The sequence below is a fragment of the Citrobacter sp. MGH104 genome (assembly GCF_001034485.1).
In the GTDB taxonomy this organism is placed as follows: Bacteria; Pseudomonadota; Gammaproteobacteria; order Enterobacterales; family Enterobacteriaceae; genus Citrobacter; species Citrobacter freundii.
In genome coordinates this window covers 980,608-1,005,929 of sequence record NZ_KQ089818.1, presented here as the reverse complement: position 1 = coordinate 1,005,929, position 25,322 = coordinate 980,608, and the positions used below count along the sequence as shown (strand labels likewise).

The following is a 25,322-nucleotide window of genomic DNA, read 5'->3' as shown; positions in this document are numbered from 1 at the left end:
ATGAAGTGTATAAAAAAATGGCGCCAATCGGCGCCATTTTTCTCTGCGGCAAGAATTACTTCTTGATGCGGATAACCGGGGTTTCACCCACGGTCACGCTACCGGACAGTTTGATCAGTTCTTTGATTTCGTCCATGTTGGAGATAACAACCGGAGTCAGGGTAGACTTGGCTTTTTCTTCCAGCAGCGGCAGATCGAATTCAATAACCGGGTCGCCCACTTTCACGCGCTGACCTTCTTCAGCGATGCGTTTGAAGCCTTCGCCTTTCAGTTCAACGGTATCAATACCGAAGTGAACAAACAGCTCAATGCCGCTGTCGGATTCGATAGAGAAAGCGTGGTTGGTTTCAAAGATTTTGCCGATGGTGCCGTCAACAGGAGCAACCATTTTGTTACCGGTTGGTTTGATAGCGATGCCATCACCAACGATTTTTTCAGCAAAAACTACATCCGGCACGTCTTCGATGTTGACGATCTCGCCAGAGAGCGGAGCAACAATCTCAATAGTTCCGGTGTCTTTCTTATCATCAGAAACCAGAGATTTCAGTTTATCGAACAAACCCATGATCTTCTCCTAAGCAGTAAATTGGGCCGCATCTCGTGGATTAGCAGATTGTTTTTTCTTCAATGAACTTGTTAACCAGCGTCATTAACTCGTCCGTTGTCGGTTGAGCAAGAGCCTGCTCTGCTAACACCTTCGCATCTTCGAAGTTCGTGTTACGGATAATCTTCTTAATGCGCGGGATAGAAATGGCGCTCATAGAGAATTCGTCCAGACCCATCCCCAGCAACAGAAGTGTAGCACGTTCGTCGCCTGCAAGCTCACCACACATGCCAGTCCATTTGCCTTCAGCATGAGAAGCATCAATAACTTGCTTGATCAGCGTCAGCACAGATGGCGACATCGGTTGGTAAAGGTGTGAAATCATATCATTACCACGGTCAACTGCCAGGGTGTACTGCGTTAAATCATTGGTGCCGATACTAAAGAAATCAACTTCTTTGGCTAAATGACGCGCAATTGTTGCCGCAGCCGGTGTTTCCACCATCACGCCAATCTCAATGCTCTCGTCAAATGCTTTACCTTCGTCGCGCAGTTCCTGTTTGTAGATTTCAATCTCTTTGCGCAGTGCACGCACTTCTTCAACAGAGATGATCATTGGGAACATAATGCGCAGTTTACCGAAAGCAGAGGCGCGCAGAATCGCGCGAACCTGGTCACGCAGGATCTCTTTACGATCCATGGCGATACGCACAGCACGCCAGCCCAGGAACGGGTTCTCTTCTTTCGGGAAATTCATGTACGGCAGTTCTTTATCGCCGCCGATGTCCATGGTGCGAACGATGACCGCCTGAGAGCCACAGGCTTCAGCAACGGCTTTATACGCAGCAAACTGTTCTTCTTCAGTTGGCAGCGATTCACGGTCCATGAACAGGAATTCGGTGCGGTACAGACCCACACCTTCAGCGCCGTTACGTTCAGCGCCTTCAACGTCACGAACGGTACCGATATTAGCGCAAACTTCAACCTGATGTCCGTCCAGCGTGATAGCCGGCAGATCTTTCAGCTTAGCGAGTTCCGCTTTCTCGGTTGCAACCTGCTCCTGAACGGCACGCAGTTGCTCGATAACGTCGTTGGTCGGATTGACGTAAACCTGATTGTTTACGGCATCCAGAATCAGATAGTCGTCGTTTTTAACCTGAGAGGTGACGCTACCCGTACCGACGATGGCAGGCAGTTCCAGAGAACGCGCCATGATAGAGGTATGGGAGGTACGTCCGCCCGCGTCAGTAATGAAACCCAGCACCTTGTTCAGGTTCAGCTGTGCGGTTTCTGACGGGGTCAGGTCTGCGGCTACCAGGATAACTTCTTCCTGAATAGCGCTCAGGTCGATAATTGCCAGACCCAGGATGTTACGCAGCAGGCGTTTACCGATGTCACGTACGTCAGCCGCACGTTCTTTCAGGTATTCATCATCCAGCTCTTCCAGGGCTGTGGCCTGACCTTCGATAACTTCATGCGCGGCTGCATCAGCCGTCATGTGCTTATCTTTAATCAGGGCTATGATTTCCTGCTCCAGCTCCTCATCTTCGAGCAGCATGATATGCCCTTCAAAGATGGCTTCTTTTTCTTCACCGAACGTTTCACCAGCTTTGGTTTTGATCGCTTCCAGTTGCGCAGATGCCTTGGCACGACCGCTCAGAAAACGTTCAACTTCCTGATCAACCTTGTCGGCAGAAATTTTTTTCCGGTCAATGACGATTTCGTCTTCTTTCAGTAGCAATGCTTTACCGAAAGCGATACCCGGGGATGCTAAAATGCCTGAAATCATAACCCTACCTTACTTGTGACTGATATTTAAAAGAACTCGTTGAACTTACTCGAGTTCAGCCATCAGTTTAACCAGATGCTCAACTGCTTTCTGCTCGTCTTCACCTTCTGCGGACAGGGTAACAACGGTACCCTGAGTCAGGCCCAGAGTCTGCAGTTTAAACAGGCTTTTGGCGCTAGCGCTTTTGCCGTTGGAAGTCACAGTAATATCAGAAGTAAAGCCTTTTGCTTCTTTAACAAACTGAGCAGCAGGGCGAGTATGCAGACCGTTCGGAGCGGTAATGGTAACTTCTTGCTGGAACATTATATTTCCCCAACTTATAGGTTTAGTGTTGTGGAACTAAAGTCTAGCCTGGCGGTTCAACTTTAGCCTGTATTGTTAGCATCGGCGTAAACTGGACGCGACACAAAAGGAGTTCGGTGCAATCCGTTGCTGGCAACTTCTTGCCGCTGACGTTTCGTTCGTCATTAAACATTATGCCGCGAAAGGAAGAGTTGAACCAAATCATAAAATCGATTCAGCTAGCGCTTTTCCTGTAACGATTAATTTCGCGCATCAAAATAATTAGCTTGGTTAAATACCAGTTCTGGTGGGTTGAATCAATGCCAGGCGAGTTGAAACTTTGAAGCAGGCCACAAAAAAGCACCCAAATGGGTGCTTTTTTACGCGTTTTTAACATGCTGGCATTACTGTTGCAGTTCTTTCTCTGTGAAGAGATCGGCAAACAGTGCAGTGCTCAGATAACGCTCACCCGATGACGGTAGAATAACCACTATATTCTTATTGGTAAAGGTTTCATCTTCCTGCAGCTTAAGCGCGGCAGCAACAGCAGCGCCGGAAGAAATGCCCGCCAGAATACCTTCTTCTTCCATCAGGCGACGCGCAGTAGAGATTGCTTCATCATTGGTGATGGCGACGACTTTATCGATAAGTTTCAGATCAAGGTTGCCTGGAATGAAACCCGCGCCAATCCCCTGAATTTTATGTGGGCCCGGTTTAAGTTCTTCACCCGCCAGCGCCTGGGCGATAACCGGGGAGTCGGTAGGTTCAACCGCGACGGTGATCAGATCGGTTTTGCCTTTAGTGCCTTTGATATAACGGGTCACACCAGTCAATGTACCGCCGGTACCTACGCCGGAAATAAAGACATCAACCTGGCCATCGGTATCTTCCCAGATTTCCGGGCCGGTGGTTTTTTCGTGAATTTCCGGGTTCGCCGGGTTGCTGAACTGCTGCAGCAGCAGGAACTTCTCCGGATCGCTGGCGACAATTTCTTCCGCTTTCTGGATTGCACCCTTCATCCCTTTTGCGCCTTCGGTCAGCACCAGGTTCGCACCCAGAGCTTTCAACAGCTTGCGGCGCTCAATGCTCATCGTTTCCGGCATGGTCAGAGTCAGTTTGTAACCGCGGGCTGCGGCAACGTAGGCTAGCGCAATCCCCGTGTTGCCGCTGGTCGGTTCTACCAGCTCAACACCCGGTTTCAGTACACCACGTTTTTCGGCATCCCAAATCATATTGGCACCGATACGGCATTTGACGCTAAAGCTCGGGTTACGAGATTCCACCTTCGCCAGAATGCGTCCGTTACCGATACGGTTCAGTCGAACCAGCGGCGTATGACCGATAGTCAGCGAGTTGTCTTCAAAAATCTTACTCATGGCCTGTCCTTAACTGTATGAAATTGGGATACCGCTTCAGCATACCTGTTGAGAAAGTATGGGGAAGTAAGGAAATCGCATATCTATATGCTGATGGGAAATAATGCCTTGCAGTATGGAATAAGAGCGGGCATAAGCCAGCCCGCTTTTACACATTTTTGCATTACTTCCATAACGCGTGCTTAGCACGATAGCAGTCTACCCACATCGCCGTAGCACCACAAACCGCGACCGGCATGATGAACAGATTGAGCACTGGAATCATGGTGAACAGGCTGGTTAGCGCGCCGAACTGCATATTGGTCACCTTGCGTGTGCGCAGCGCGACGCGCATCTCCTTAAAAGGCACCTTATGGTTATCAAACGGATAATCGCAGTACTGAATGGCCAGCATCCATGCGCTGAACAGGAACCACAGCACCGGGGCGACGGTCTGTCCAATACCCGGAATGAAATAGAGGATCAGCAACACGATGGCGCGCGGGAGATACCACGCCAGCTTTTGCCATTCACGTTTCATAATACGGGGAACATCTTTCATGATGCCAAGAACACCGGTGTCAGGCGGTGTTGCGCCAGTTAAGCGCGCTTCCAGTTGTTCAGCCAGCAGACCGTTAAACGGCGCGGCAATCCAGTTGGCTATGGTGGAAAACAGGTAGCCGAACACCAGTAGTACGGAGATAGTGACAATCGGCCACAGCAAGTAGCTGAGCCACTGAAGCCAGTCAGGGACGTGACTCATCAGCGCGGGGATCCAGCTATCGAGTTGTGTGAATAGCCACCAGAATGCGCCGCCCATCAGCAGGATATTCACCAGCAAAGGCAGGATGACAAAGCGACGAATGCCCGGTTGGGTGATGAGCTTCCATCCCTGTGAAAAGTAATAAAGGCCGCTGCGAGGTACGACTGCAGATGATGAAACCATGGTCAGGACATACTCCTTGTTATATAAGCTCTGGTAAACTTTGCGTATCTTACCGGGTTGTTGAGCGTTAAGCTGTTCAGAAATGTTCGAAAAAACAGCAAAAAGCACAATTTTGTTCATCTTTATGCCGTGAAAGCCAAGAGTGCACTTGCACTTGGCGTAATCGACAAATACTCTTAGTGAGTAAATGTTTGCCGTGGTGGCAAGGTGTTAGAACAACAGAGAATATAATGATGCAGGATTTGCGTCTGATATTAATCATTGTTGGCGCGATCGCCATAATCGCTTTACTGGTACATGGTTTTTGGACTAGCCGTAAAGAGCGGTCTTCTATATTCCGCGATCGCCCACTGAAACGCATGAAGTCTAAACGTGAAGACGAGGATTCGTTCGACGACAACGTCGAGGAAGACGAAGGCGTGGGCGAAGTTCGCGTTCATCGTGTGAATCATGCTCCCGGTAACGCGCAGGAACATGGTGTTCCTCCTCAGTCGCCGCAACACCAGTACCAGCCGCCTTATGCGTCGGCTCAGCCGCGTCAACCCGCGCAGCAGCCTGCACAAGCGCCGGTACCGCCGCCGCATGCTCAGCCGCAGCCTGTACAACCGCAGCGGCCGGTGCAACATCAGCCTGTTCAGCAACAACCTGTACAGCAGCCGATGCAGCATCAGCCCGTTGCTCCGCAGGTTCAGCAGCCCGTGCAGCAAGCACCGCAACCTGCGCCGCAGACTTTCCAGCCCGCAGAGCCTGCCGTTGAACATCAACCGCAGCCTGAGCCGGTAGTTGAAGAAGCGCCTGCTGCTGAAAAACCGCAGCGTAAAGAAGCGGTCATTATTATGAACGTTGCGGCGCATCACGGTAGCGAGCTCAACGGTGAAGTGCTGCTCAATAGCATTCAGCAAGCCGGCTTTAAATTTGGCGATATGAATATTTTCCATCGTCATTTGAGCCCGGATGGCAGCGGTCCGTCGCTGTTCAGTCTTGCCAATATGGTTAACCCAGGAACGTTTGACCCCGAAATGACGGGTGATTTCAGCACCCCTGGCGTAACTATTTTTATGCAGGTTCCGTCCTATGGGGACGAGCTGCAAAACTTTAAGCTGATGCTGCAGTCCGCACAGCACATCGCCGATGAAGTGGGTGGTGTGGTGCTTGACGATCAACGTCGCATGATGACGCCGCAGAAACTGCGCGAGTATCAGGACCGCATCCGCGAAGTTAAAGAATCTCGCGCCTGATTCTCCTTTGGCGTGACATCTCCTTGCTAAACCCCCGCCTGTCGGGGGTTTTTTATCATTGATGGTGCGATATGGAATCAATCGAACAACAACTGACAGAACTGCGAACCACGCTTCGCCATCATGAGTATCTCTACCATGTGATGGACGCGCCGGAAATTCCCGATGCGGAATACGATCGTCTGCTGCGCGAACTCCGCGAGCTGGAAGCGCAGCATCCGGACCTTATTACACCTGACTCGCCAACCCAACGCGTTGGCGCCGCCCCGTTAACGGCGTTCAGTCAGATTCGCCATGAAGTGCCGATGCTGTCGCTGGATAACGTGTTTGATGAAGAGAGTTTTCTCGCTTTTAACAAGCGCGTACAGGACCGACTGAAGAGTACGGACAAACTAACCTGGTGCTGTGAGCTGAAGCTTGACGGGCTGGCGGTGAGTATTCTCTATGAAAACGGCGTGCTGGTTAGCGCCGCAACGCGCGGCGATGGCACCACCGGGGAAGACATTACCTCGAACGTGCGCACCATTCGTGCGATCCCGTTAAAACTGCGCGGCGATAACATTCCGACGCGTCTGGAAGTGCGCGGCGAGGTGTTCCTGCCGCAGGCCGGGTTTGAAAAAATCAACGAAGAGGCCCGCCGTACTGGCAACAAAGTGTTTGCTAACCCGCGTAATGCGGCGGCTGGGTCATTACGCCAGCTCGATCCGCGTATCACTGCGAAGCGACCGCTTACTTTCTTCTGCTATGGCGTTGGTGTGCTGGAAGGTGGTGTGCTGCCCGATACCCATCTGGGCCGTCTGCTGCAATTTAAAGAGTGGGGATTGCCGGTGAGCGACAGAGTGGCGCTTTGCGACTCTCCGGAGGAAGTACTTGCTTACTATCATAAGGTTGAAGAAGACCGACCGACGCTGGGATTCGATATCGATGGTGTGGTGATCAAAGTCAACTCTATGGCCTTGCAGGAACAACTGGGTTTTGTTGCCCGCGCGCCGCGTTGGGCGGTGGCCTTTAAGTTCCCGGCGCAGGAGCAGATGACCTTTGTCCGCGATGTTGAGTTTCAGGTTGGACGTACAGGGGCGATTACGCCTGTCGCCCGCCTTGAGCCAGTTCAGGTTGCAGGGGTGTTGGTCAGTAACGCCACCTTGCACAATGCGGATGAAATTGAGCGTCTTGGTTTGCGTATTGGCGATAAAGTCGTCATTCGCCGTGCGGGCGATGTCATCCCGCAGGTAGTGAACGTCGTGCTTTCCGAGCGCCCGGACAATACCCGCGAAATCGAGTTTCCCACCCACTGTCCGGTATGCAACTCTGACGTTGAGCGTGTGGAAGGCGAAGCGGTTACTCGTTGTACCGGAGGTTTAATCTGCGGGGCACAGCGGAAGGAATCATTGAAACACTTCGTTTCCCGCCGTGCGCTGGATGTCGACGGCATGGGCGACAAAATTATCGATCAACTGGTCGAGAAAGAGTATGTCCATACGCCAGCGGATCTCTTCACGCTGACCGCAGGTAAGCTGACCGGTCTTGATCGCATGGGGCCGAAGTCGGCGCAAAACGTAGTGAATGCGCTGGAAAAAGCGAAAGAGACCACGTTTGCCCGTTTCCTCTATGCGCTGGGTATTCGTGAAGTCGGCGAAGCGACGGCTGCAGGTCTGGCTGCATATTTCGGCACGCTCGACGCGCTGGAAGCCGCCTCTGTTGAAGAGCTGCAAAAAGTGCCGGATGTCGGCATCGTGGTGGCGACCCACGTGTTTAATTTCTTTGCCGAAGAGAGTAACCGCGAGGTGATCGTCCAGCTTTTGGAGCAGGGGATTCACTGGCCAGCGCCGGTGGTTATCAACGCTGAAGAAATCGACAGCCCCTTCGCGGGTAAGACGGTGGTACTGACCGGGAGCCTGAGCCTGATGTCACGCGATGATGCCAAAGCACGACTGACCGAGCTGGGGGCAAAAGTGGCCGGTAGCGTGTCGAAGAAAACCGATCTAGTGATTGCGGGGGAAGCGGCGGGCTCTAAACTGGCAAAAGCGCAGGAGCTGGGCATTGAAGTGATCGACGAAGCTGAAATGATCCGCTTACTGGGTGCCTGAGATGGAAAAAGAGCAGCTGGTTGAAATCGCCAATACCGTGATGCCCTTTGGCAAATATAAAGGGCGTCGGCTGATTGATGTACCGGAAGAGTATCTGCTGTGGTTTGCCCGTAAGGATGAATTCCCGCCGGGCAAGCTCGGCGAACTGATGCAAATCACGCTGCTGATTAAAACTGAAGGGCTGACGCAACTGGTGCAGCCCCTGAAACGCCCGCTTTAAGCCTTTGCGGCGCGGCTTTTCTGCTGCGCCTGTAATGCGTCCGTCTGTTGCTTGTAGCGACGTGCCAGCACCGCACAAACCATCAACTGAATTTGATGGAAGATCATCAGCGGCAGCACCATCATTCCTATCACTGACGTCGGGAACAGAATATTTGCCATTGGGATCCCATTCGCCAGGCTCTTTTTCGATCCGCAAAAGACAATGGTGATCTCATCGGCCTTGTTGAAGCCGCATTTACGCGCAACAAAGACGTTGATGCCAATCACGATTGCCAGCAATACGATGCTGACCACCACGATAAACAGCAGTGAGCCAATCCCCACTTTGTGCCAGATCCCGTTAACCACGGCTTCACTGAAGGCGGAGTAAACCACCAGTAAAATGGATGATTGATCCGTTTTTGCAATCCATTTTTTATGTCGGGACACCCAGTTACCAATCCACGGACGCGAAAGATGTCCCAGTACGAACGGCAGCAGCAGCTGCAGCATGATTTTCCCCACCTGCTCCAGGCTGCCTTCTGCGCCATGCATATTCATGACCAGGCCAACAAGCAACGGCGAGAGAAAAATACCCAGCAGGCTGGAGGCCGAAGCGGAACACACGGCGGCGGCAACGTTCCCCCCCGCCAGCGACGTAAAGGCGATTGCCGACTGCACCGTGGCCGGCAAAATACACAGGTACAGGAAACCGGTGTACAGCATCGGGTCAACATTAACCGGCGCCCACCAGGCGAACAGAACGCCCAGCACCGGGAAAACAACAAACGTGCTGCACATCACCCACAGATGCAAACGCCAGTGACTACCGCCGGCAATAATTGCCTCACGAGAGAGCTTGGCCCCGTGCATAAAAAACAGCAGGGCAATGGCGGCGGTGGTTAAGCCTTCAAAGAAAGGCACAAAGCCACCTTCGGCTGGGAAAAAGGACGCCAGTAATACGACCGTAATCAACGTAATCGTGAACGGATCAAGGATACGAAAAAGTTTCATAAAAGCTCCTGAAATTCAGTAGCAACATTTTGCGTTTTTCCATTTGAGAAATAAAATTGATTTATTGCATCCATATATGAATCGAATAGATGAATTACTCTCTGCGTCAGCTCCGTATCTTTGTTACCGTCGCTCAGGCCAAAAGCTTTAGCCGGGCGGGGGATATTATTGGCTTAAGCCAGTCTGCGGTCAGCCACAGCGTTAAAGAGCTTGAAGCTCAGACGGGGGTGCGGTTGTTAGATAGAACAACGCGGGAAGTGGTGCTGACGGAAGCGGGGCACCAGTTGGCGACGCGGCTGGAACGTATTCTGGATGAACTGCACAGCACGCTGCGTGAAGCAGGCCAGGTGGGGACACAGTTAACTGGAACGGTGCGTGTTGCCGCCAGCCAGACAATCTCTGCTCACCTTATTCCACAGTGTATTGCCCAGAGTAATGAGCTTTACCCTGCGATCGATTTTGTGCTGCACGACAGGCCCCAGCAGTGGGTGCTGGAAAGTATTCGCCAGGGAGAAGTCGATTTTGGCATTGTGATTGATCCCGGAGCGGTGACCGACCTGAAATGTGAAGCCGTACTGTCCGAACCGTTCCTGCTGCTGTGTCGCGAGGATCATCCGTTAGCCCAACGTGAGTGGGTGAACTGGCAGGATTTGTATCACGAACGTTTGGTGTTACAGGATTACGCTTCCGGTAGTCGACCGCTGATCGATGCGGCGTTGGCCCATTTTTCCATTGATGCCAACATCGTTCAGGAGATTGGTCATCCCGCCACGCTGTTCCCGATGGTGGAGGCGGGGATTGGCATCAGTGTGCTGCCCGCGCTGGCGCTCCCCTTACCGCAGGGCAGTCACTTGCAGGTTAAGCGCCTGACGCCGGTAGTTGAACGGCAACTGATGCTGGCTCGACGTAAAAACCGCTCTTTATCAACCGCGGCTCAGGCGCTGTGGGACGTGGTGCGTATGCAGGCCAGTGAATTAACCGCTGGTCGTGCCCGCGATCCGTTGTATCAGATATAAATATCGACCTGATGTTGGTCGGAAGCCGTGTTGATGCCCTCAGCTTTTCTCTGATCGGCGCTTTGCTTTTGCTGTGACTCCTCAGCCTGGCGTCGCAACAGTTGAGCCAGCTGTGCTTGTAACATCTTGATTTGTGTCTGAATAAGTTCCTGCTGTTCGCGCTTCTGCTCAACACTGCCACTACTATTGGGAATATCTTTGAGCTGCTGAGTTAGCTTGGTTATCTTTTGGGTGACTTGTGCAATCTGAGCGGAGATGTCATTCCCGGCTGGGGCTTTTCCACCACCACTACTGCTTTGAACAGTTGGGGTGGAAACGTTAATCGTTGTCATACGGATTCCTCACGCCATAAAACATGAGTATCGGCATTAGTGAACAGAACTTCAGTTACAATATGGCGGAGCGGAGTTTAATAATACAAGTTCCAAATCTTCATGTATCTCTATTCCTGTGCCATTTCTGGCCCGAAAAAAATGTGATTTCAGGCTGGTTTAGTGCGACTCATCGATACCGATTTACTATCGGTTGTCGGGATAAACGGTATTGGTAATCGATTGCGTAGTCTCGCTATAACAGTGCGGTACGCGACATTATTTTCGACTACTCAGTATTAAGGATATCTCATGAGTCACTCTCTTTTCTCGCAAAATCCCTGGTATAGCGCCGACATCATTCGTAGTTACAAACCCGATTTCACCCCGCGCGTAGCCTTTATTCTTGGCTCTGGCCTCGGTGCTCTGGCGGATCAAATCGAGGATGCAGTGGCCATCTCTTACGAAAAATTGCCGGGATTCCCTGTCAGTACTGTACATGGTCATGCCGGTGAGCTGGTGCTGGGAAATCTGGCGGGTATTCCGGTGGCTTGTATGAAAGGGCGTGGGCATTTTTATGAAGGTCGCGGCATGACGGTGATGACCGACGCCATTCGCACCCTGAAGCTACTGGGCTGCGAACTGTTATTTTGTACTAATGCCGCAGGTTCTTTGCGCCCCGAAGTCGGACCAGGTAGTCTCGTTGCGCTTAGCGATCACATTAATACGATGCCAGGTACACCAATGGTCGGACTAAACGATGAGCGTTTTGGTGAGCGATTCTTTTCGCTGGCGAATGCCTATGATGCTGACTATCGTGTGATCCTGCAAACCGTCGCCGCAGAAGAAGGGTTTCCGCTGAGCGAAGGGGTGTTTGTTTCTTATCCGGGACCGAACTTTGAAACGGCGGCAGAAATCCGCATGATGCAAATTATTGGCGGCGACGTGGTGGGGATGTCGGTGGTGCCTGAAGTTATCTCTGCGCGTCACTGCGGTCTGAAAGTGGTTGCGGTGGCTGCCATCACCAACCTGGCGGAAGGTTTGGGGGATGTGAAGTTATCTCACGCACAGACGTTGGCTGCAGCGGAACTCTCCCGGCAGAACTTCATCAATCTGATCTGTGGCTTCTTGCGCAAACTGGCCTGAATAATTAAAACATGACCCCGCTTGCGGGGTCTTACTTTATGGCAAGGAACGGAAAAATGGGTATCGCATCTCGCTTAAAGCTCATGTCGTTTTTGCAATATTTCATCTGGGGAAGCTGGCTGGTAACCCTGGGTTCTTACATGATTAACACCCTGGATTTTACCGGCGCGAATGTGGGTATGGTCTACAGCTCGAAAGGGCTGGCAGCGATTATTATGCCGGGCATTATGGGGATCATCGCCGATAAGTGGCTGCGTGCCGAGCGCGCTTATATGCTGTGCCATCTGGTGTGTGCTGGCGTGTTGCTGTACGCCACAACCGTTACCGATCCACAGACTATGTTCTGGGTAATGTTGGTTAACGCGATGGCGTATATGCCGACGATTGCGTTATCGAACAGCGTCTCATATTCATGCCTTGCACAATCGGGTCAGGATCCGGCCACCGCGTTCCCGCCAATTCGTGTATTTGGCACGATAGGTTTTATTGTGGCGATGTGGACGGTCAGCTTAATGGGACTGGAACTGAGCAGCGCACAGCTTTATATCGCTTCAGGCGCATCGCTGCTGCTGGCTCTGTATGCGCTGACGTTACCAAAAATACCGGTTGCGGAGAAAAAAGAGTCCGCCACGCTGGCCAGTAAACTGGGGCTGGATGCGTTTGTTTTGTTTAAAAATCCGCGCATGGCAATTTTCTTTTTGTTTGCCATGATGCTGGGGGCGGTGCTGCAAATCACCAACGTCTTTGGCAATCCGTTTCTGCATGATTTTGCCCGTAACCCTGAGTTTGCCAACAGCTTTGTGGTGAAATATCCCTCCATTTTGCTGTCAGTTTCGCAGATGGCGGAAGTGGGTTTTATCCTCACTATTCCATTCTTCCTTAAACGCTTTGGCATTAAAACAGTGATGCTGATGAGTATGCTGGCGTGGACGCTGCGCTTTGGCTTTTTTGCCTTTGGCGATCCGTCTCCGTTTGGCTTTGTGCTGCTGCTGATGTCGATGATCGTTTACGGCTGCGCGTTTGATTTCTTCAACATCTCCGGATCGGTATTTGTCGAGCAGGAAGTTGACTCAAGCATTCGCGCCAGCGCCCAAGGGTTGTTTATGACGATGGTAAATGGCATTGGCGCGTGGGTTGGTTCAATCCTGAGCGGGATGGCGGTGGACTATTTTTCTGTCGATGGCGTCAAGGATTGGCAAACTATCTGGCTGGTGTTTGCCGCTTACGCGCTGGTCCTGGCGGTTATCTTTGCATTGTTCTTTAAATATAAGCATGAGCCTGAACGACTGGCGCAGAAATCACTGGCACATTAATGCTCCTTTAGCGGCGGGTTCTGATACCCGCCGTTTCATTTTCTGCGATGCAATGTGGTAACTTTGCGCATTAATATTCACTCAGGAGCGCATTATCCATGGAACGCACGCACCGCATCGATCTGAAGTTACTGCGTTATTTTCTTGCCGTCGCAGAAGAACTGCATTTTGGACGCGCTGCTGCTCGCCTGAATATGTCGCAACCGCCCCTCAGTACGCATATTAAAGAGCTGGAACAACAGCTCGGCACGTTGCTATTTATCCGTCATTCCCGCAGCGTGGCGTTAACCCACGCCGGAAAAATTTTGATGGAAGAATCGCGCAGACTGTTATCCAGTGCTAATCAGGCGCTGGCACGAGTGGAACAGATTGGTCGCGGTGAGGCAGGGCGAATTGAGCTAGGCGTCATTGGTACCGCAATGTGGGGAAAAATGCGTCCGGTGATGCGGCGTTTTCTGAAGGAAAATCCCAACGTTGAGGTGCAGTTTCGCGAGAACATGCCCGCAATGCAGATGACGATGCTGGAAAGACGTGAACTGGATGCGGGGATTTGGCGCATGGCTACTGAACCCTCTCCCGGATTTACCAGCCTGCGCTTACATGAATCCTCATTTTTGGTGGCCATACCGGAAGAACATGCTCTTACCGCCTGTGAATCCGTACCGCTGGAAGCGTTGAGAAATGAATATTTTGTCACGATGCCCTCCATTCATACCGACTGGGCATTTTTGCAGCGAGTTTGCCTGAGCGCTGGATTTTCCCCGATGATTATCCGTGAGGTGAGGGAGCCGCAAACGGTGCTGGCGATGATCAGCATGGGGATTGGTATTACGTTAATTGCTGACAGTTATGCGCAGATGAGTTGGCCAGGCGTGGTATTCCGACCGTTAGAGGAACGTATTCCGGCGGATTTATATATTGTGTATGACCAACAGCAGGCGACACCCGCGCTGGAGAAACTGGTAGCGGCATTGACGATGTGATATCTGTGCCGGATGGCGACTAACGTCTTATCCGGCCTACGAAGGGAGTATTGTCGGTAGGCCTGATAAGCGTAGCGCATCAGGCAGTTGTATAAATCGCAGATAGCAAAAAAGCGCCGCCAGCGCCCTTTTTACATTGGTGGGTCGTGCAGGATGACTCGCTTCGCTCGCACTTCGGGCCGTCGCCGTAACCGGCTCCGTTGTTTCGCTGCGCTCAACACCGAACCTGCCGCAGGTTCGAATCTTACAAATCGCAGATAGCAAAAAGGCGCCTTTAGGGCGCCTTTTTACATTGGTGGGTCGTGCAGGATTCGAACCTGCGACCAATTGATTAAAAGTCAACTGCTCTACCAACTGAGCTAACGACCCGAAGTGGTGGGTGATGACGGGATCGAACCGCCGACCCCCTCCTTGTAAGGGAGGTGCTCTCCCAGCTGAGCTAATCACCCACTTCGGTACTTCAATTTTATCGTAAGAAATCCAGCTGGCGAGAAAGTGGTGGGTGATGACGGGATCGAACCGCCGACCCCCTCCTTGTAAGGGAGGTGCTCTCCCAGCTGAGCTAATCACCCACTTCTCAATTTCTTACTCTACACGGCGGAGACTACATAAAGTAGTTGGTGGGTGATGACGGGTTCGAACCGCCGACCCCCTCCTTGTAAGGGAGGTGCTCTCCCAGCTGAGCTAATCACCCCCGCTGTGTGGAGTCGCATTATAGGGAGAGTTGAAAATGAGTCAACGCATTTTCTAAAGAATTTGTTCGTTCGTCGTAAATTTAAACAAAACGATCGCAAATCAATCCATGCAGCATGATTTGTATACGAAAATGGCAAAGCGTGATGTTCCAACCTGAACAACATTGAGGAATCAGACCACAGTGATAGAATACGAGCCTGATAATCTTCCCTGGATTTGCCGGTTGTCGGCATCTTTATAAACGTAAGGCCATTTCATGAAAATCAAAACTCGCTTCGCGCCAAGCCCGACAGGTTACCTGCACGTCGGTGGTGCGCGTACTGCTCTATATTCCTGGCTTTTTGCACGTAACCATGACGGTGAGTTTGTGCTGCGTATTGAAGACACCGATCTCGAACGCTCCACTCCGGAAGCTATTGAAGCCATTATGGATGGCATGAACTGGCTGAATCTGGAATGGGATGAAGGCCCGTACTTCCAGACCAAACGTTTTGATCGCTACAACGCCGTGATTGATGAGATGCTGGAAGCCGGTACCGCGTACAAATGCTACTGCTCCAAAGAACGTCTGGACGCGCTGCGTGAAGAGCAGATGGCAAACGGTGAGAAGCCTCGTTACGACGGTCGCTGCCGCCACGGTCATGAACATCATGCTGATGATGAACCATGCGTGGTGCGTTTTGCCAACCCGCAGGATGGATCCGTTATTTTTGATGACCAGATCCGTGGGCCGATCGAATTCAGCAACCAGGAGCTGGACGATCTGATCATCCGCCGTACCGACGGTTCCCCGACCTACAACTTCTGTGTGGTGGTCGACGACTGGGATATGGAAATCACTCACGTTATTCGTGGTGAAGACCATATCAACAACACTCCGCGTCAGATAAACATCCTGAAAGCGCTGAATGCGCCGGTACCGGTTTATGCACACGTGTCGATGATCAACGGCGACGATGGTAAAAAACTTTCTAAACGTCACGGTGCGGTCAGCGTTATGCAGTATCGCGACGACGGTTACCTTCCGGAAGCGCTGCTGAACTATCTGGTGCGTCTGGGCTGGTCCAGCGGCGATCAGGAAATCTTCACCCGTGAAGAGATGATCAAACTGTTTTCCCTTGGTGCGGTGAGTAAGTCTGCCAGTGCGTTCAACACCGAAAAACTGCAGTGGCTGAACCATCACTACATTAATGCGCTGGCACCGGAATATGTGGCAACGCATCTGCAATGGCACATTGAGCAGGAAAATATCGACACTCGCGTCGGCCCGCAGCTGTCTGAGCTGGTTAAACTGCTGGGTGAGCGCTGCAAAACGCTGAAAGAGATGGCGCAGAGCTGCCGTTACTTCTACGAAGATTTTGCTGAGTTCGACGCGGACGCCGCGAAGAAACACCTGCGTCCGGTAGCACGTCAGCCGCTGGAAGTGGTTCGCGATAAACTGGCTGCTATCAGCGAGTGGACGGCAGAAAACGTGCACCACGCGATTCAGGCGACCGCTGATGAGCTGGAAGTGGGTATGGGTAAAGTTGGGATGCCGCTGCGCGTAGCCGTAACCGGTGCGGGTCAGTCTCCGGCGTTAGACGTCACAGTGCATGCGATTGGTAAATCCCGCAGCATTGAGCGTATTAATAAAGCGCTGGCGTTTATTGCTGAGCGTGAAAGCCAGCAGTAAGCTCGGTTGAGCGATGAAACAACGGCAGGAGCGCATCCTGCCGTTTTTTTTGCCTGTTATTCAGACTCATCAATACCCAGACGGGTAAGGAAAGTGCGAATACCTTCGCGAGAAATATACATTGCCAGCTTTTCTTGTTCCGTTGGGGACATGTTGTCCAGTGCGCTAATTATCTGGCGACAGGCGTGGCTACGCACCACGTGGTTGTATTCTGCCAACGGTTCCTCTGCCTGATAAATTTCAGGTACTTTGCGAAAAGCCGGAATATTGAGCAGAAACGTGCGGACGCTGGAGTCGATATGAATCAGCCTTGCACGACCCCCTTTAACGCCGGGAAACTTTTCGGTGGTCCAGTTTTGTTCTCTGATCCAACGATTGACGGTTTGTTTGGCAACTCCGAGACAGTCCGCCAGTTCTTCGGTCGTCATTTTGCTGCGTAATTTTTTCATATTATTTGTTGTCGCGGATCCCTAAGCGTTGTAATAAACCCGTAATGCCTTCACGCAGGATCAGTGACGTAAACATTTTCTGTTCTGACGGAGTCATCTCTTTGGCGAGCCTAATCAGTAGAGCTTCGATAGAGGTATCGCCTGATAACGATAAATTATCTGATAAACCTTCGGCTGAACGCTCAGCGCTGCGAATGTATTCACGAACTTGTTCGGTGACGTGAACCAGACGCGCTTTACCGCCCTGTACGCCTGGTTTTGGTGATGTAGCCCAACCCTCCTTGCGCACCCATTTATTGATGGTCTGTCGGCTGTATCCGGTCAGATTAGCAAGTTCTTCTGGCGTCATCCGTTCCTTGAACATAACGATTCCCTGAATAGTCGTGGGGTTAATTAGTGGCTCATTTTATAGCACCATTTTAGTAGAAACCGTGACGCGTTTAACTACTGAATGCGAGTTGTTGCGCAATGTTCTTCATTTGACTGCTTTTTCAGCGATTGAATTCTATGAGTTAATTTTGCCGTTGACACACGCGAAGGGAATTCATATGATGCCGCCCGTCAACTCGACAAGCTTTACGTAATGGGGCTATAGCTCAGCTGGGAGAGCGCTTGCATGGCATGCAAGAGGTCAGCGGTTCGATCCCGCTTAGCTCCACCAAATTTTATCCCAACGAATTTGGTATATACGTAAAAGCATCGTGGGGCTATAGCTCAGCTGGGAGAGCGCTTGCATGGCATGCAAGAGGTCAGCGGTTCGATCCCGCTTAGCTCCACCAAAATTTAAACCCTCGCTGAAAAGCGGGGGTTTTTTGTTTCTGCATCCTGTCGATTCTTACCGATATCTCCCTGCTCTGCTGAATAGCAGGCATAAAAAAGCCGGGGAAATTCCCCGGCCTTATCACTACGACGTTGTCTTACGCTTACAGCACCAGTGCTGCGATAGATGCAGACAGTACGCTCACCAGCGTAGAGCCGTACACCAGCTTCAGACCAAAGCGGGAAACTACGTTACCTTGCTCTTCGTTCAGGCCTTTAATCGCACCGGCGATAATACCGATAGAAGAGAAGTTAGCGAAGGAGACCAGGAACACAGAGATGATGCCTTCAGCGCGCGGAGAGAGCGTAGAGGCGATTTTCTGCAGGTCCATCATCGCAACGAATTCGTTGGAAACAAGTTTTGTCGCCATGATACTGCCCACCTGCAGCGCTTCGCTGGACGGAACACCCATTACCCATGCAACCGGATAGAAGATGTAACCCAGGATGCCCTGGAAGGAGATGCTGTAGCCAAACCAGCCGGTCACGGTGGCAAACAGGGCGTTCAGGGCAGCAATCAGCGCGATGAAACCAATCAGCATCGCCGCAACGATAATTGCCACTTTGAAACCTGCCAGGATGTATTCACCCAGCATTTCGAAGAAGCTCTGACCTTCATGCAGGTTAGACATCTGGATATTTTCTTCGCTGGCATCAACGCGGTAAGGGTTGATCAGCGACAGCACGATAAAGGTGCTGAACATGTTCAGTACCAGCGCCGCAACAACGTACTTCGGCTCCAGCATGGTCATGTACGCGCCGACGATAGACATGGAAACGGTAGACATCGCCGTTGCAGCCATGGTGTACATACGGTTGCGAGACATTTTGCCGAGAATATCTTTATAGGCGATAAAGTTCTCGGACTGACCCAGGATCAGAGAGCTGACGGCGTTGAAGGATTCCAGCTTGCCCATACCGTTCACTTTGGAAAGCAGGTAACCAATTGCGCGGATAATAACCGGCAGCACACGGATATGCTGAAGGATACCGATCAGGGCGGAGATAAAGACGATAGGGCACAGCACTTTCAGGAAGAAAAATGCCAGGCCTTGATCATTCATGCTGCCGAAGACGAAGTTCGTCCCCTCGTTGGCAAAACCGAGCAGTTTTTCGAACATTTCGGAGAAGCCTTTTACGAAGCCCAGGCCGACGTTGGAGTTCAGGAAGAACCACGCCAGTAACACTTCAATAACAAGCAGTTGAATAACATAACGAATGCGAATCTTTTTACGGTCACTGCTTACCAGCAGCGCAAGGATCGCAACAACGGCCAATGCCAATACAAAATGAAGGACGCGGTCCATATTTGCTCCAAATATGAGGCAGGTTTAGTTTTCGTGCACATTCTATGTAACAACCATAAAGAAAACGAGATCAAACACACACTATAATAAGGACCTGTGACGAGATTCAAAATTAGTGATCGGTGATACACTTCCGTTATGCTTTGTATCGAAGTGAAAAGTTATGTCATTGTGCTAATCTATAACAATAATTAAACATTTTACCGTTTTTCCCAGAATCCTTATCGATCCATAGACAAACACTATCAGAGAAATCAACTTCACCCATCAAAATGAATTTGATAATCATTCTCAATAGGCGTAGCTTGAAACATAGCAAAGGCTATGTTTCTGAGGCACTAAAATGACTAACGATCGCGTTGAGAGTAGCAGTGGACGGGCAGCGCGCAAGTTGAAGCTCGCATTAATGGGACCTGCGTTCATCGCAGCGATCGGCTATATCGATCCGGGCAACTTCGCCACCAACATCCAGGCAGGGGCCAGCTTTGGCTATAAACTGTTGTGGGTGGTGGTCTGGGCAAACCTGATGGCGATGCTGATCCAGGTGCTATCGGCAAAGCTTGGCATTGCCACGGGTAAAAATCTGGCGGAACAAATTCGCGATCACTATCCTCGTCCGGTGGTGTGGTTCTACTGGGTGCAGGCCGAAATTATCGCCATGGCGACAGACCTTGCTGAATTCATTGGTGCCGCGATTGGCTTTAAGTTGATCCTCGGCGTGTCGTTATTGCAGGGGGCCGTGCTCACCGGTATCGCGACTTTTTTGATTCTGATGTTGCAGCGCCGCGGGCAAAAACCGCTGGAAAAAGTGATTGGCGGCTTGCTGCTGTTTGTGGCTGCGGCTTACATTGTGGAATTGATCTTTTCCCAGCCGAACTTCGCGCAACTTAGCAAGGGGATGGTTATCCCGAGCCTACCTAATTCCGAAGCGGTGTTCCTCGCCGCTGGCGTGCTCGGCGCGACTATCATGCCGCATGTCATTTATCTGCACTCTTCCTTAACCCAGCATCTGCACGGCGGAACACGTCAACAGCGCTATGCGGCCACGAAATGGGATGTGGCTATCGCCATGACGATTGCCGGATTTGTCAATCTGGCGATGATGGCGACGGCTGCCGCTGCATTTCATTTTAGCGGGCATACCGGTATTGCCGATCTCGATCAAGCCTATCTGACCCTTGAACCGCTGTTGAGTCACGCTGCGGCGACAGTGTTCGGTTTAAGCCTGGTGGCTGCGGGACTTTCTTCTACTGTGGTCGGTACGCTGGCGGGGCAGGTGGTGATGCAAGGGTTTATCCGTTTTCACATTCCGCTTTGGGTTCGCCGTACGGTCACCATGATGCCATCCTTTATTGTGATTCTGATGGGATTAGATCCAACGCGTATTCTGGTGATGAGCCAGGTGTTGCTCAGTTTTGGTATTGCACTGGCGCTGGTGCCGTTGTTGATTTTCACCAGCAACAGTCAGCTGATGGGCGATTTGGTGAATACCCGATGGGTAAAACAGGTAGGCTGGGTGATTGTTGTGCTGGTGGTGACGCTCAATATCTGGCTGTTGGTAGGAACCGCTCTCGGTTTGTAAAAACAAAAGGGCCTGCGGGCCCTTTTGTTACATTAATGATGGTGGCCATGACCTCGGCCCTTTCCGCGACCGCGGTGGTCGTCACGGTCATTCCAGCCTTCACGGTAGCCGCGCTCATAAGCTTTGCGTTTATCCCAACCGCGATGATAGCCATTGTCATGACGCCACCAGCGATTTTTGCGCCACTCATAGTTATGGTGCCAGTAATCCCGGTCGCGCCAGCGGCCGCCATCCCAGTAGTTACCGTAGTTATCGCGATCGCCAATTTGCAATTTTATTGATGGCAGCAGGGTGATTTCGCCGGCGTTCGCGGCCAGCGGTGTAAAAGCCAATAAGACTGCCGCCAGAATCAGTGACCTGAACATGTTTTCTCTCCTTCACGATCGAGCCGTAGCCGGCCTGTTAATACAATATTACGGGGCAGTAAAGCCCCGTTTCATCGCCTTAACTCTTAAATCGCAAGTGAGAGCACTTTTTGTTAATAAATGTGTCTTTATTTCAATCAACTCAGGATAGCATCAATCTCCGCGCACTCTTCAGACGTAAAGTGACGGTTTGCCAGCATGCCGACAGCGTCTTCAATCTGCGCCGTTTTACTCGCGCCAATCAGCACTGACGTAACTTTGTCATCCCGTAACACCCATGCCAGCGCCATCTGGGAAAGCTTTTGCCCGCGTCGTTCTGCCAGTGCATTCAGCGCCCGCACCTTCTCCAGTTTCTCTGGCGTAATGTGATCCGGGTTCAGGAAACGGCTGCCGCTTGCCGCACGAGAATCCGCAGGAATGCCGTTCAGGTAGCGGTCGGTTAACTGCCCGCCTGCCAGCGGTGAGAAGGCGATGCTGCCGACACCTTTTTCCTGTAACAACGACAGCAGACCGCCTTCGACCCAACGTTCAAACATGGAATATTTGGGCTGGTGAATAAGGCATGGCGTACCTAAATCGTCGAGTATTTCAATCGCCTGCCTGGCAAGAACTGCCGGATAGTTAGATAACCCGACGTACAGGGCTTTGCCCTGACGGACGATGTGATCCAGTGCGCGCATGGTTTCTTTGAGCGGTGTTTCAGGGTCGGGGCGATGGTGGTAGAAAATATCGACATACTCCAGTCCCAGGCGCTTCAGGCTTTGATCGAGACTGGCAATCAGATATTTGCGTGAACCCCAGTCACCGTAGGGACCTTCCCACATGGTGTAGCCCGCTTTAGTGGAGATAATAAGCTCATCTCGCCACGGTAAAAAATCTTCCTGCAGGATCCGACCAAAATTCCGTTCTGCCGAACCCGGCGGTGGACCATAGTTATTTGCCAGATCAAAATGGTTGATCCCCAGATCGAATGCGCGCTGTAACAATGCCCGACTGTTTTCGACCTGTGTGGTATCGCCAAAATTGTGCCACAAACCCAGCGAGACAATCGGCAGTTTAAGGCCGCTCTGACCGCAGCGGCGGTACTCCATTGTCTGATAACGATTTTCATCTGCGTGATAAACCATGTCACCCCCTTCCACAATGCGTGTGTCTTTCAGTGTATACGGTTACACCGTCTATTCTTCAATGAATTTTTACCGCCAAAACTGTAAATCCTGCTTTCCACCCCTTCACAGCGACTTTCCTGGACAGTCATCACAGTTCTTCGATACTCAACATGAGGTTACCGTCAGAAGGATAGCTGTCATGCAAACCCCGTATTCCGTTGCTGATTATCTGCTGGACAGGCTGGCAGGCTGTGGCGTCGGCCATCTCTTTGGTGTGCCAGGCGATTATAATTTGCAGTTTCTTGACCACGTGATTGAACATCCCAACGTATGTTGGGTCGGGTGTGCGAACGAGTTGAATGCGGCTTATGCGGCAGATGGCTATGCACGGGTCTCCGGGGTAGGGGCGCTGCTCACCACGTTTGGTGTGGGCGAGTTAAGTGCGATTAACGGTATTGCAGGAAGTTATGCGGAATATGTTCCTGTTTTGCATATTGTTGGCGCACCCTGTCGCGGTGCACAGCGTCGTGGGGAGTTGATGCATCACACGCTGGGTGATGGTGACTTTCAACATTTTTACCGTATGCAGCAGGCGGTGTCGACGGCGAGCGCGGTACTGGATGAACAAAACGCCTGTTATGAAATTGACCGCGTGTTGCGAGCAATGCTCATCGAACGCAGGCCGGGCTATCTGATGTTGCCTGCTGATGTGGCAAAACAGCCCGCTACACCACCGAATGACATCCTGATTGTTCCTCTGAGCGAGCCGGAGAGCAGTGTGGCAGAAGCGTTTCGCTATCATGCCCGTGAACGATTGCTGGACAGCCCGCGCGTCGCGCTGCTCGCGGACTTTCTCGCGCTACGTTTTGGTTTGCAGCCGGTTTTACAGCGCTGGATGGCGGAAACGCCGATGGCCCACGCCACGTTGTTGATGGGCAAAGGGCTGTTCGATGAACGTCATCCGGCGTTTGTTGGCACATACAGTGCCGGAGCCAGTAGCGATTATGTTCGTCTGGCTATCGAAGATGCCGACACGATATTTTGTGTCGGCACACAATTTGTCGACACCCTGACCGCCGGGTTTACGCAACAGCTACCGCAGGAGCGCACCATTGAGGTTCAGCCACATGCCTCACGGATTGGAACCAGCTGGTTTAACATCCCGATGGAGCAGGCGGTCACCACATTGCGGGAGCTGTGTCTGGAAATGTCGTTTTCACTGCCGCCAGAACGTCCGCCAGTTGCGCGCATTCAGGTTGAGAAGGGGCCTCTGACGCAGGAAAACTTCTGGCATACGGTGCAGCAGTATCTGGCGCCTAATGACATTATCCTCGTCGATCAGGGAACCGCCGCCTTTGGCGCGGCTGCGCTCTCATTACCTTGCGGGGCGGAAGTATTGGTTCAACCGTTGTGGGGATCTATTGGCTATTCGCTACCGGCGGCATTCGGCGCGCAAACGGCCTGTCCGGACCGTCGGGTGATCCTGATTATTGGCGATGGCGCGGCGCAGCTCACCATTCAGGAGCTGGGCTCCATGCTCAGAGACGGGCAATCACCCGTTATTTTACTCCTCAACAATGACGGCTATACCGTGGAGCGGGCCATACACGGGGCAAATCAGCGCTATAACGATATCGCCGCCTGGAGCTGGACGTTGGTGCCGCAGGCGTTTAGTCGTGAATGTCAGGCGGAATGCTGGCGGGTGACGCAGGCGGTACAACTGGAGGAAGTTTTGGCCAGGCTGTCCCATCCGCAACGATTGTCGTTAATTGAAGTAGTGCTACCGAAAGCCGATCTTCCTGAATTATTGCGCACGGTGACCCGTGCGCTGGAATCTCGCAACGGCGGATAGCTATTTATCAGAGCGTTCAGCGACCATCAACGGCTTGCCTGCCAGCAGCAGCCAGGCGGGCAGCATAACGATGCACAGCAGCGGCAGCAGGGTGGAATCTGGTACCACTACTGCTGCCATAAACAGGCTCAGCCAGGCGTCGCGGGTGACGACCAGCACCAGCCCGAGGATAGAGCAAGAAACCGTGATGGCAGCCGGCACCGCTTCAACATGGGCGTGCAGCATCAGACCCAAGGCGACACCAACGAATACCGCCGGGAAGATTCGTCCTCCGCGAAAACCACTCGCTGCCGCAACTACTAACGCCGCCAGCTTAATTACGGCGAGCATGAAATAATCCGATGTCCCCAGCGTTTGGCTAAACGCCATCTGCTGCATTTCGTCCAGTCCCTTAAACAAGGTAAGCGGCCCGCCGATAACACCCAAAATTCCAAGGATAAAACCGCCTGCCCCGAGGATCAGTACCGGGTGTTTTAATCGATGCATTAAATGGTGCAAACGTGGCAGACACCAGACGGCTACCATTCCGGCAGCAATAGCGATTGCGGCAACAACCGCGCCGCTGAGGATATCGATCAAGTGCATCTGCGTGTAGTGCGCGATGGGCAGTGAAAAATGGGGGTGAAAAAACAGGCTGGTGGTTAGCGAACCCGCGGCCGCGGCCATTAACGGCGCGAACAGGCGATCCCACAAGGGCACATCGTTTGAGCTATTCAGCGTTTGCGAAAATATCAGCGCAGCGGCAACGGGGGTGCCAAATAGCGCGCCGATGGTGCCGGCAGAGGCGAGAATGGTCCAGTCCAGTTTCGCAATGCGGGGAAACATGCGGCTACCAAGTGCCACTGCCAGAGCGATATTTACGGTCATGATGGGGTGTTCCGGACCCAGACTGACGCCACCCGCGAGGCCAAGGATTAGCGCTGCCAGCAGGCCCGGTAGTGCTGACGTTGGCACCGGCATACCAATTAACGGTTCACAGGCCGGATCCGGACCTGCGTGACCATGGCTGTAACGGATAACTAACCCGACCATGATCCCCGTGAGCGTCAGCATACCGATAATCCAGACCGGAGAGTCCTGGGCTATACCGATGCTAACAGGCAGACGTTCCCACAAAAACTGCTGTAAAACGGAAGCCACTTTCATCACAACGATCAACACCAGGCTGGACGCTATGCCAATGATTAGCGCTGGGGTTGATAGCAAGAGCATCGTTCTGGCTCGCGGATGGAGCATTTTCTATTCC

The 25,322-nt window shown here is 52.0% G+C and carries 24 protein-coding genes, 6 tRNA genes and 1 other RNA gene; 13 read left to right on the top strand and 18 right to left on the bottom strand.

The features are described 5' to 3' along the window. Nucleotides 1–55 precede the first annotated feature (55 nt). The 5 genes from crr to cysZ all read right to left on the bottom strand — a co-directional run bounded on the left by crr (nucleotide 56) and on the right by cysZ (nucleotide 4,916). Nucleotides 56–565, bottom strand: coding sequence for a PTS glucose transporter subunit IIA (gene crr, locus SK34_RS04755; RefSeq protein WP_000522253.1), 510 nt, complete (start codon nucleotides 563–565; stop codon nucleotides 56–58). Between the two features lie 40 nt (nucleotides 566–605). Next, on the bottom strand, nucleotides 606–2,333 hold the full coding sequence (gene ptsI / locus SK34_RS04750) for a phosphoenolpyruvate-protein phosphotransferase PtsI (RefSeq protein ID WP_003038080.1): 1,728 nt from the start codon (nucleotides 2,331–2,333) through the stop codon (nucleotides 606–608). A gap of 45 nt (nucleotides 2,334–2,378) precedes the next feature. After that, nucleotides 2,379–2,636, bottom strand: a complete 258-nt coding sequence (gene ptsH, locus SK34_RS04745; RefSeq protein WP_003038086.1) for a phosphocarrier protein Hpr — start codon at nucleotides 2,634–2,636, stop codon at nucleotides 2,379–2,381. Nucleotides 2,637–3,019: 383 nt separating this feature from the next. Beyond that, nucleotides 3,020–3,991 (bottom strand): cysteine synthase A, encoded by a 972-nt coding sequence (gene cysK / locus SK34_RS04740; RefSeq protein WP_003038091.1) that lies wholly within the window; start codon nucleotides 3,989–3,991, stop codon nucleotides 3,020–3,022. Nucleotides 3,992–4,154: 163 nt separating this feature from the next. After that, on the bottom strand, nucleotides 4,155–4,916 hold the full coding sequence (gene cysZ, locus SK34_RS04735) for a sulfate transporter CysZ (protein ID WP_003838567.1): 762 nt from the start codon (nucleotides 4,914–4,916) through the stop codon (nucleotides 4,155–4,157). Nucleotides 4,917–5,146: 230 nt separating this feature from the next. On the opposite strand from cysZ, the gene zipA reads away from it, so the two are divergent. The 3 genes from zipA to SK34_RS04720 all read left to right on the top strand — a co-directional run bounded on the left by zipA (nucleotide 5,147) and on the right by SK34_RS04720 (nucleotide 8,461). Beyond that, complete coding sequence (zipA, locus tag SK34_RS04730; protein ID WP_048232484.1) at nucleotides 5,147–6,154, top strand: cell division protein ZipA; 1,008 nt, start codon at nucleotides 5,147–5,149, stop codon at nucleotides 6,152–6,154. A 71-nt stretch (nucleotides 6,155–6,225) separates the two neighbouring features. After that, nucleotides 6,226–8,241, top strand: coding sequence for an NAD-dependent DNA ligase LigA (ligA, locus tag SK34_RS04725; protein ID WP_032949736.1), 2,016 nt, complete (start codon nucleotides 6,226–6,228; stop codon nucleotides 8,239–8,241). Nucleotide 8,242: 1 nt separating this feature from the next. Then, the gene (locus SK34_RS04720) at nucleotides 8,243–8,461 is read left to right on the top strand and encodes a DUF3820 family protein (protein ID WP_003038102.1); all 219 of its coding nucleotides are present in this window, start codon (nucleotides 8,243–8,245) and stop codon (nucleotides 8,459–8,461) included. Here SK34_RS04720 and SK34_RS04715 read toward each other — a convergent pair. After that, nucleotides 8,458–9,456 carry a bile acid:sodium symporter family protein gene (locus tag SK34_RS04715; protein WP_003038103.1) on the bottom strand — a complete coding sequence of 333 codons (999 nt, stop codon included), beginning with the start codon at nucleotides 9,454–9,456 and terminating at the stop codon, nucleotides 8,458–8,460. The genes SK34_RS04720 and SK34_RS04715 overlap by 4 nt on opposite strands. A gap of 89 nt (nucleotides 9,457–9,545) precedes the next feature. Between SK34_RS04715 and SK34_RS04710 the strand changes: the two genes are divergently transcribed. Then, nucleotides 9,546–10,472, top strand: coding sequence for a LysR family transcriptional regulator (locus SK34_RS04710; RefSeq protein ID WP_048232483.1), 927 nt, complete (start codon nucleotides 9,546–9,548; stop codon nucleotides 10,470–10,472). On the opposite strand, the gene SK34_RS04705 is transcribed toward SK34_RS04710, so the two are convergent. Then, complete coding sequence (locus tag SK34_RS04705; protein WP_003038109.1) at nucleotides 10,463–10,804, bottom strand: FlxA-like family protein; 342 nt, start codon at nucleotides 10,802–10,804, stop codon at nucleotides 10,463–10,465. The genes SK34_RS04710 and SK34_RS04705 overlap by 10 nt on opposite strands. 291 nt (nucleotides 10,805–11,095) lie before the next feature. On the opposite strand from SK34_RS04705, the gene xapA reads away from it, so the two are divergent. From xapA to SK34_RS04690, 3 genes are all read left to right on the top strand, one after another. Beyond that, nucleotides 11,096–11,929 (top strand): xanthosine phosphorylase, encoded by an 834-nt coding sequence (gene xapA, locus SK34_RS04700; RefSeq protein WP_048232482.1) that lies wholly within the window; start codon nucleotides 11,096–11,098, stop codon nucleotides 11,927–11,929. Between the two features lie 56 nt (nucleotides 11,930–11,985). Continuing rightward, nucleotides 11,986–13,242 (top strand): nucleoside permease, encoded by a 1,257-nt coding sequence (locus SK34_RS04695; protein ID WP_003838577.1) that lies wholly within the window; start codon nucleotides 11,986–11,988, stop codon nucleotides 13,240–13,242. Nucleotides 13,243–13,340: 98 nt separating this feature from the next. Next, nucleotides 13,341–14,225 carry a LysR family transcriptional regulator gene (locus SK34_RS04690; protein ID WP_003838579.1) on the top strand — a complete coding sequence of 295 codons (885 nt, stop codon included), beginning with the start codon at nucleotides 13,341–13,343 and terminating at the stop codon, nucleotides 14,223–14,225. Between the two features lie 137 nt (nucleotides 14,226–14,362). Here SK34_RS04690 and SK34_RS23440 read toward each other — a convergent pair. The 5 genes from SK34_RS23440 to SK34_RS04670 form a co-directional block, all read right to left on the bottom strand. Then, nucleotides 14,363–14,489: non-coding RNA, RtT sRNA (locus SK34_RS23440), on the bottom strand. Nucleotides 14,490–14,518: 29 nt separating this feature from the next. After that, nucleotides 14,519–14,594, bottom strand: a tRNA-Lys gene (locus SK34_RS04685). A 4-nt stretch (nucleotides 14,595–14,598) separates the two neighbouring features. Beyond that, nucleotides 14,599–14,674 (bottom strand) — tRNA-Val (locus SK34_RS04680). Between the two features lie 47 nt (nucleotides 14,675–14,721). Then, a tRNA-Val gene (locus tag SK34_RS04675) sits at nucleotides 14,722–14,797 on the bottom strand. Between the two features lie 46 nt (nucleotides 14,798–14,843). After that, a tRNA-Val gene (locus tag SK34_RS04670) sits at nucleotides 14,844–14,919 on the bottom strand. A 258-nt stretch (nucleotides 14,920–15,177) separates the two neighbouring features. Here SK34_RS04670 and gltX point away from each other — a divergent pair. Then, nucleotides 15,178–16,593 carry a glutamate--tRNA ligase gene (gene gltX, locus SK34_RS04665; protein WP_003845002.1) on the top strand — a complete coding sequence of 472 codons (1,416 nt, stop codon included), beginning with the start codon at nucleotides 15,178–15,180 and terminating at the stop codon, nucleotides 16,591–16,593. Nucleotides 16,594–16,649: 56 nt separating this feature from the next. Here gltX and SK34_RS04660 read toward each other — a convergent pair whose 3' ends face one another. Together SK34_RS04660 and SK34_RS04655 are read right to left on the bottom strand one after the other, a co-directional pair. Further along, nucleotides 16,650–17,042: a MerR family transcriptional regulator gene (locus SK34_RS04660; protein ID WP_003028279.1), complete on the bottom strand. Its 393-nt coding sequence runs from the start codon at nucleotides 17,040–17,042 to the stop codon at nucleotides 16,650–16,652. A 1-nt stretch (nucleotide 17,043) separates the two neighbouring features. Beyond that, nucleotides 17,044–17,406, bottom strand: coding sequence for a YfeC-like transcriptional regulator (locus tag SK34_RS04655; protein WP_003028277.1), 363 nt, complete (start codon nucleotides 17,404–17,406; stop codon nucleotides 17,044–17,046). A gap of 221 nt (nucleotides 17,407–17,627) precedes the next feature. Between SK34_RS04655 and SK34_RS04650 the strand changes: the two genes are divergently transcribed. Then, a tRNA-Ala gene (locus tag SK34_RS04650) sits at nucleotides 17,628–17,703 on the top strand. A gap of 42 nt (nucleotides 17,704–17,745) precedes the next feature. Further along, nucleotides 17,746–17,821, top strand: a tRNA-Ala gene (locus SK34_RS04645). A 144-nt stretch (nucleotides 17,822–17,965) separates the two neighbouring features. Here the strand turns inward: SK34_RS04645 and nupC are convergent. Then, the gene (gene nupC, locus SK34_RS04640; protein ID WP_003028275.1) at nucleotides 17,966–19,168 is read right to left on the bottom strand and encodes a nucleoside permease NupC; all 1,203 of its coding nucleotides are present in this window, start codon (nucleotides 19,166–19,168) and stop codon (nucleotides 17,966–17,968) included. Nucleotides 19,169–19,440: 272 nt separating this feature from the next. Here nupC and SK34_RS25170 point away from each other — a divergent pair, with 272 nt between their 5' ends. Together SK34_RS25170 and SK34_RS04635 are read left to right on the top strand one after the other, a co-directional pair. Beyond that, nucleotides 19,441–19,515, top strand: a complete 75-nt coding sequence (locus tag SK34_RS25170; RefSeq protein ID WP_418219455.1) for a hypothetical protein — start codon at nucleotides 19,441–19,443, stop codon at nucleotides 19,513–19,515. Next, complete coding sequence (locus SK34_RS04635) at nucleotides 19,512–20,750, top strand: Nramp family divalent metal transporter (RefSeq protein ID WP_003028272.1); 1,239 nt, start codon at nucleotides 19,512–19,514, stop codon at nucleotides 20,748–20,750. The genes SK34_RS25170 and SK34_RS04635 overlap by 4 nt, the downstream gene beginning before the upstream one ends. A gap of 32 nt (nucleotides 20,751–20,782) precedes the next feature. On the opposite strand, the gene ypeC is transcribed toward SK34_RS04635, so the two are convergent. Then, complete coding sequence (gene ypeC, locus SK34_RS04630) at nucleotides 20,783–21,115, bottom strand: DUF2502 domain-containing protein YpeC (RefSeq protein ID WP_003839243.1); 333 nt, start codon at nucleotides 21,113–21,115, stop codon at nucleotides 20,783–20,785. Nucleotides 21,116–21,252: 137 nt separating this feature from the next. Next, nucleotides 21,253–22,242: an L-glyceraldehyde 3-phosphate reductase gene (mgrA, locus tag SK34_RS04625; RefSeq protein WP_048232481.1), complete on the bottom strand. Its 990-nt coding sequence runs from the start codon at nucleotides 22,240–22,242 to the stop codon at nucleotides 21,253–21,255. Nucleotides 22,243–22,423: 181 nt separating this feature from the next. On the opposite strand from mgrA, the gene SK34_RS04620 reads away from it, so the two are divergent. Beyond that, nucleotides 22,424–24,076: an alpha-keto acid decarboxylase family protein gene (locus tag SK34_RS04620; RefSeq protein ID WP_048232479.1), complete on the top strand. Its 1,653-nt coding sequence runs from the start codon at nucleotides 22,424–22,426 to the stop codon at nucleotides 24,074–24,076. Here the strand turns inward: SK34_RS04620 and SK34_RS04615 are convergent, their stop codons facing one another. Then, on the bottom strand, nucleotides 24,077–25,312 hold the full coding sequence (locus SK34_RS04615) for an ion channel protein (protein ID WP_046670121.1): 1,236 nt from the start codon (nucleotides 25,310–25,312) through the stop codon (nucleotides 24,077–24,079). Nucleotides 25,313–25,322: the final 10 nt, after the last annotated feature.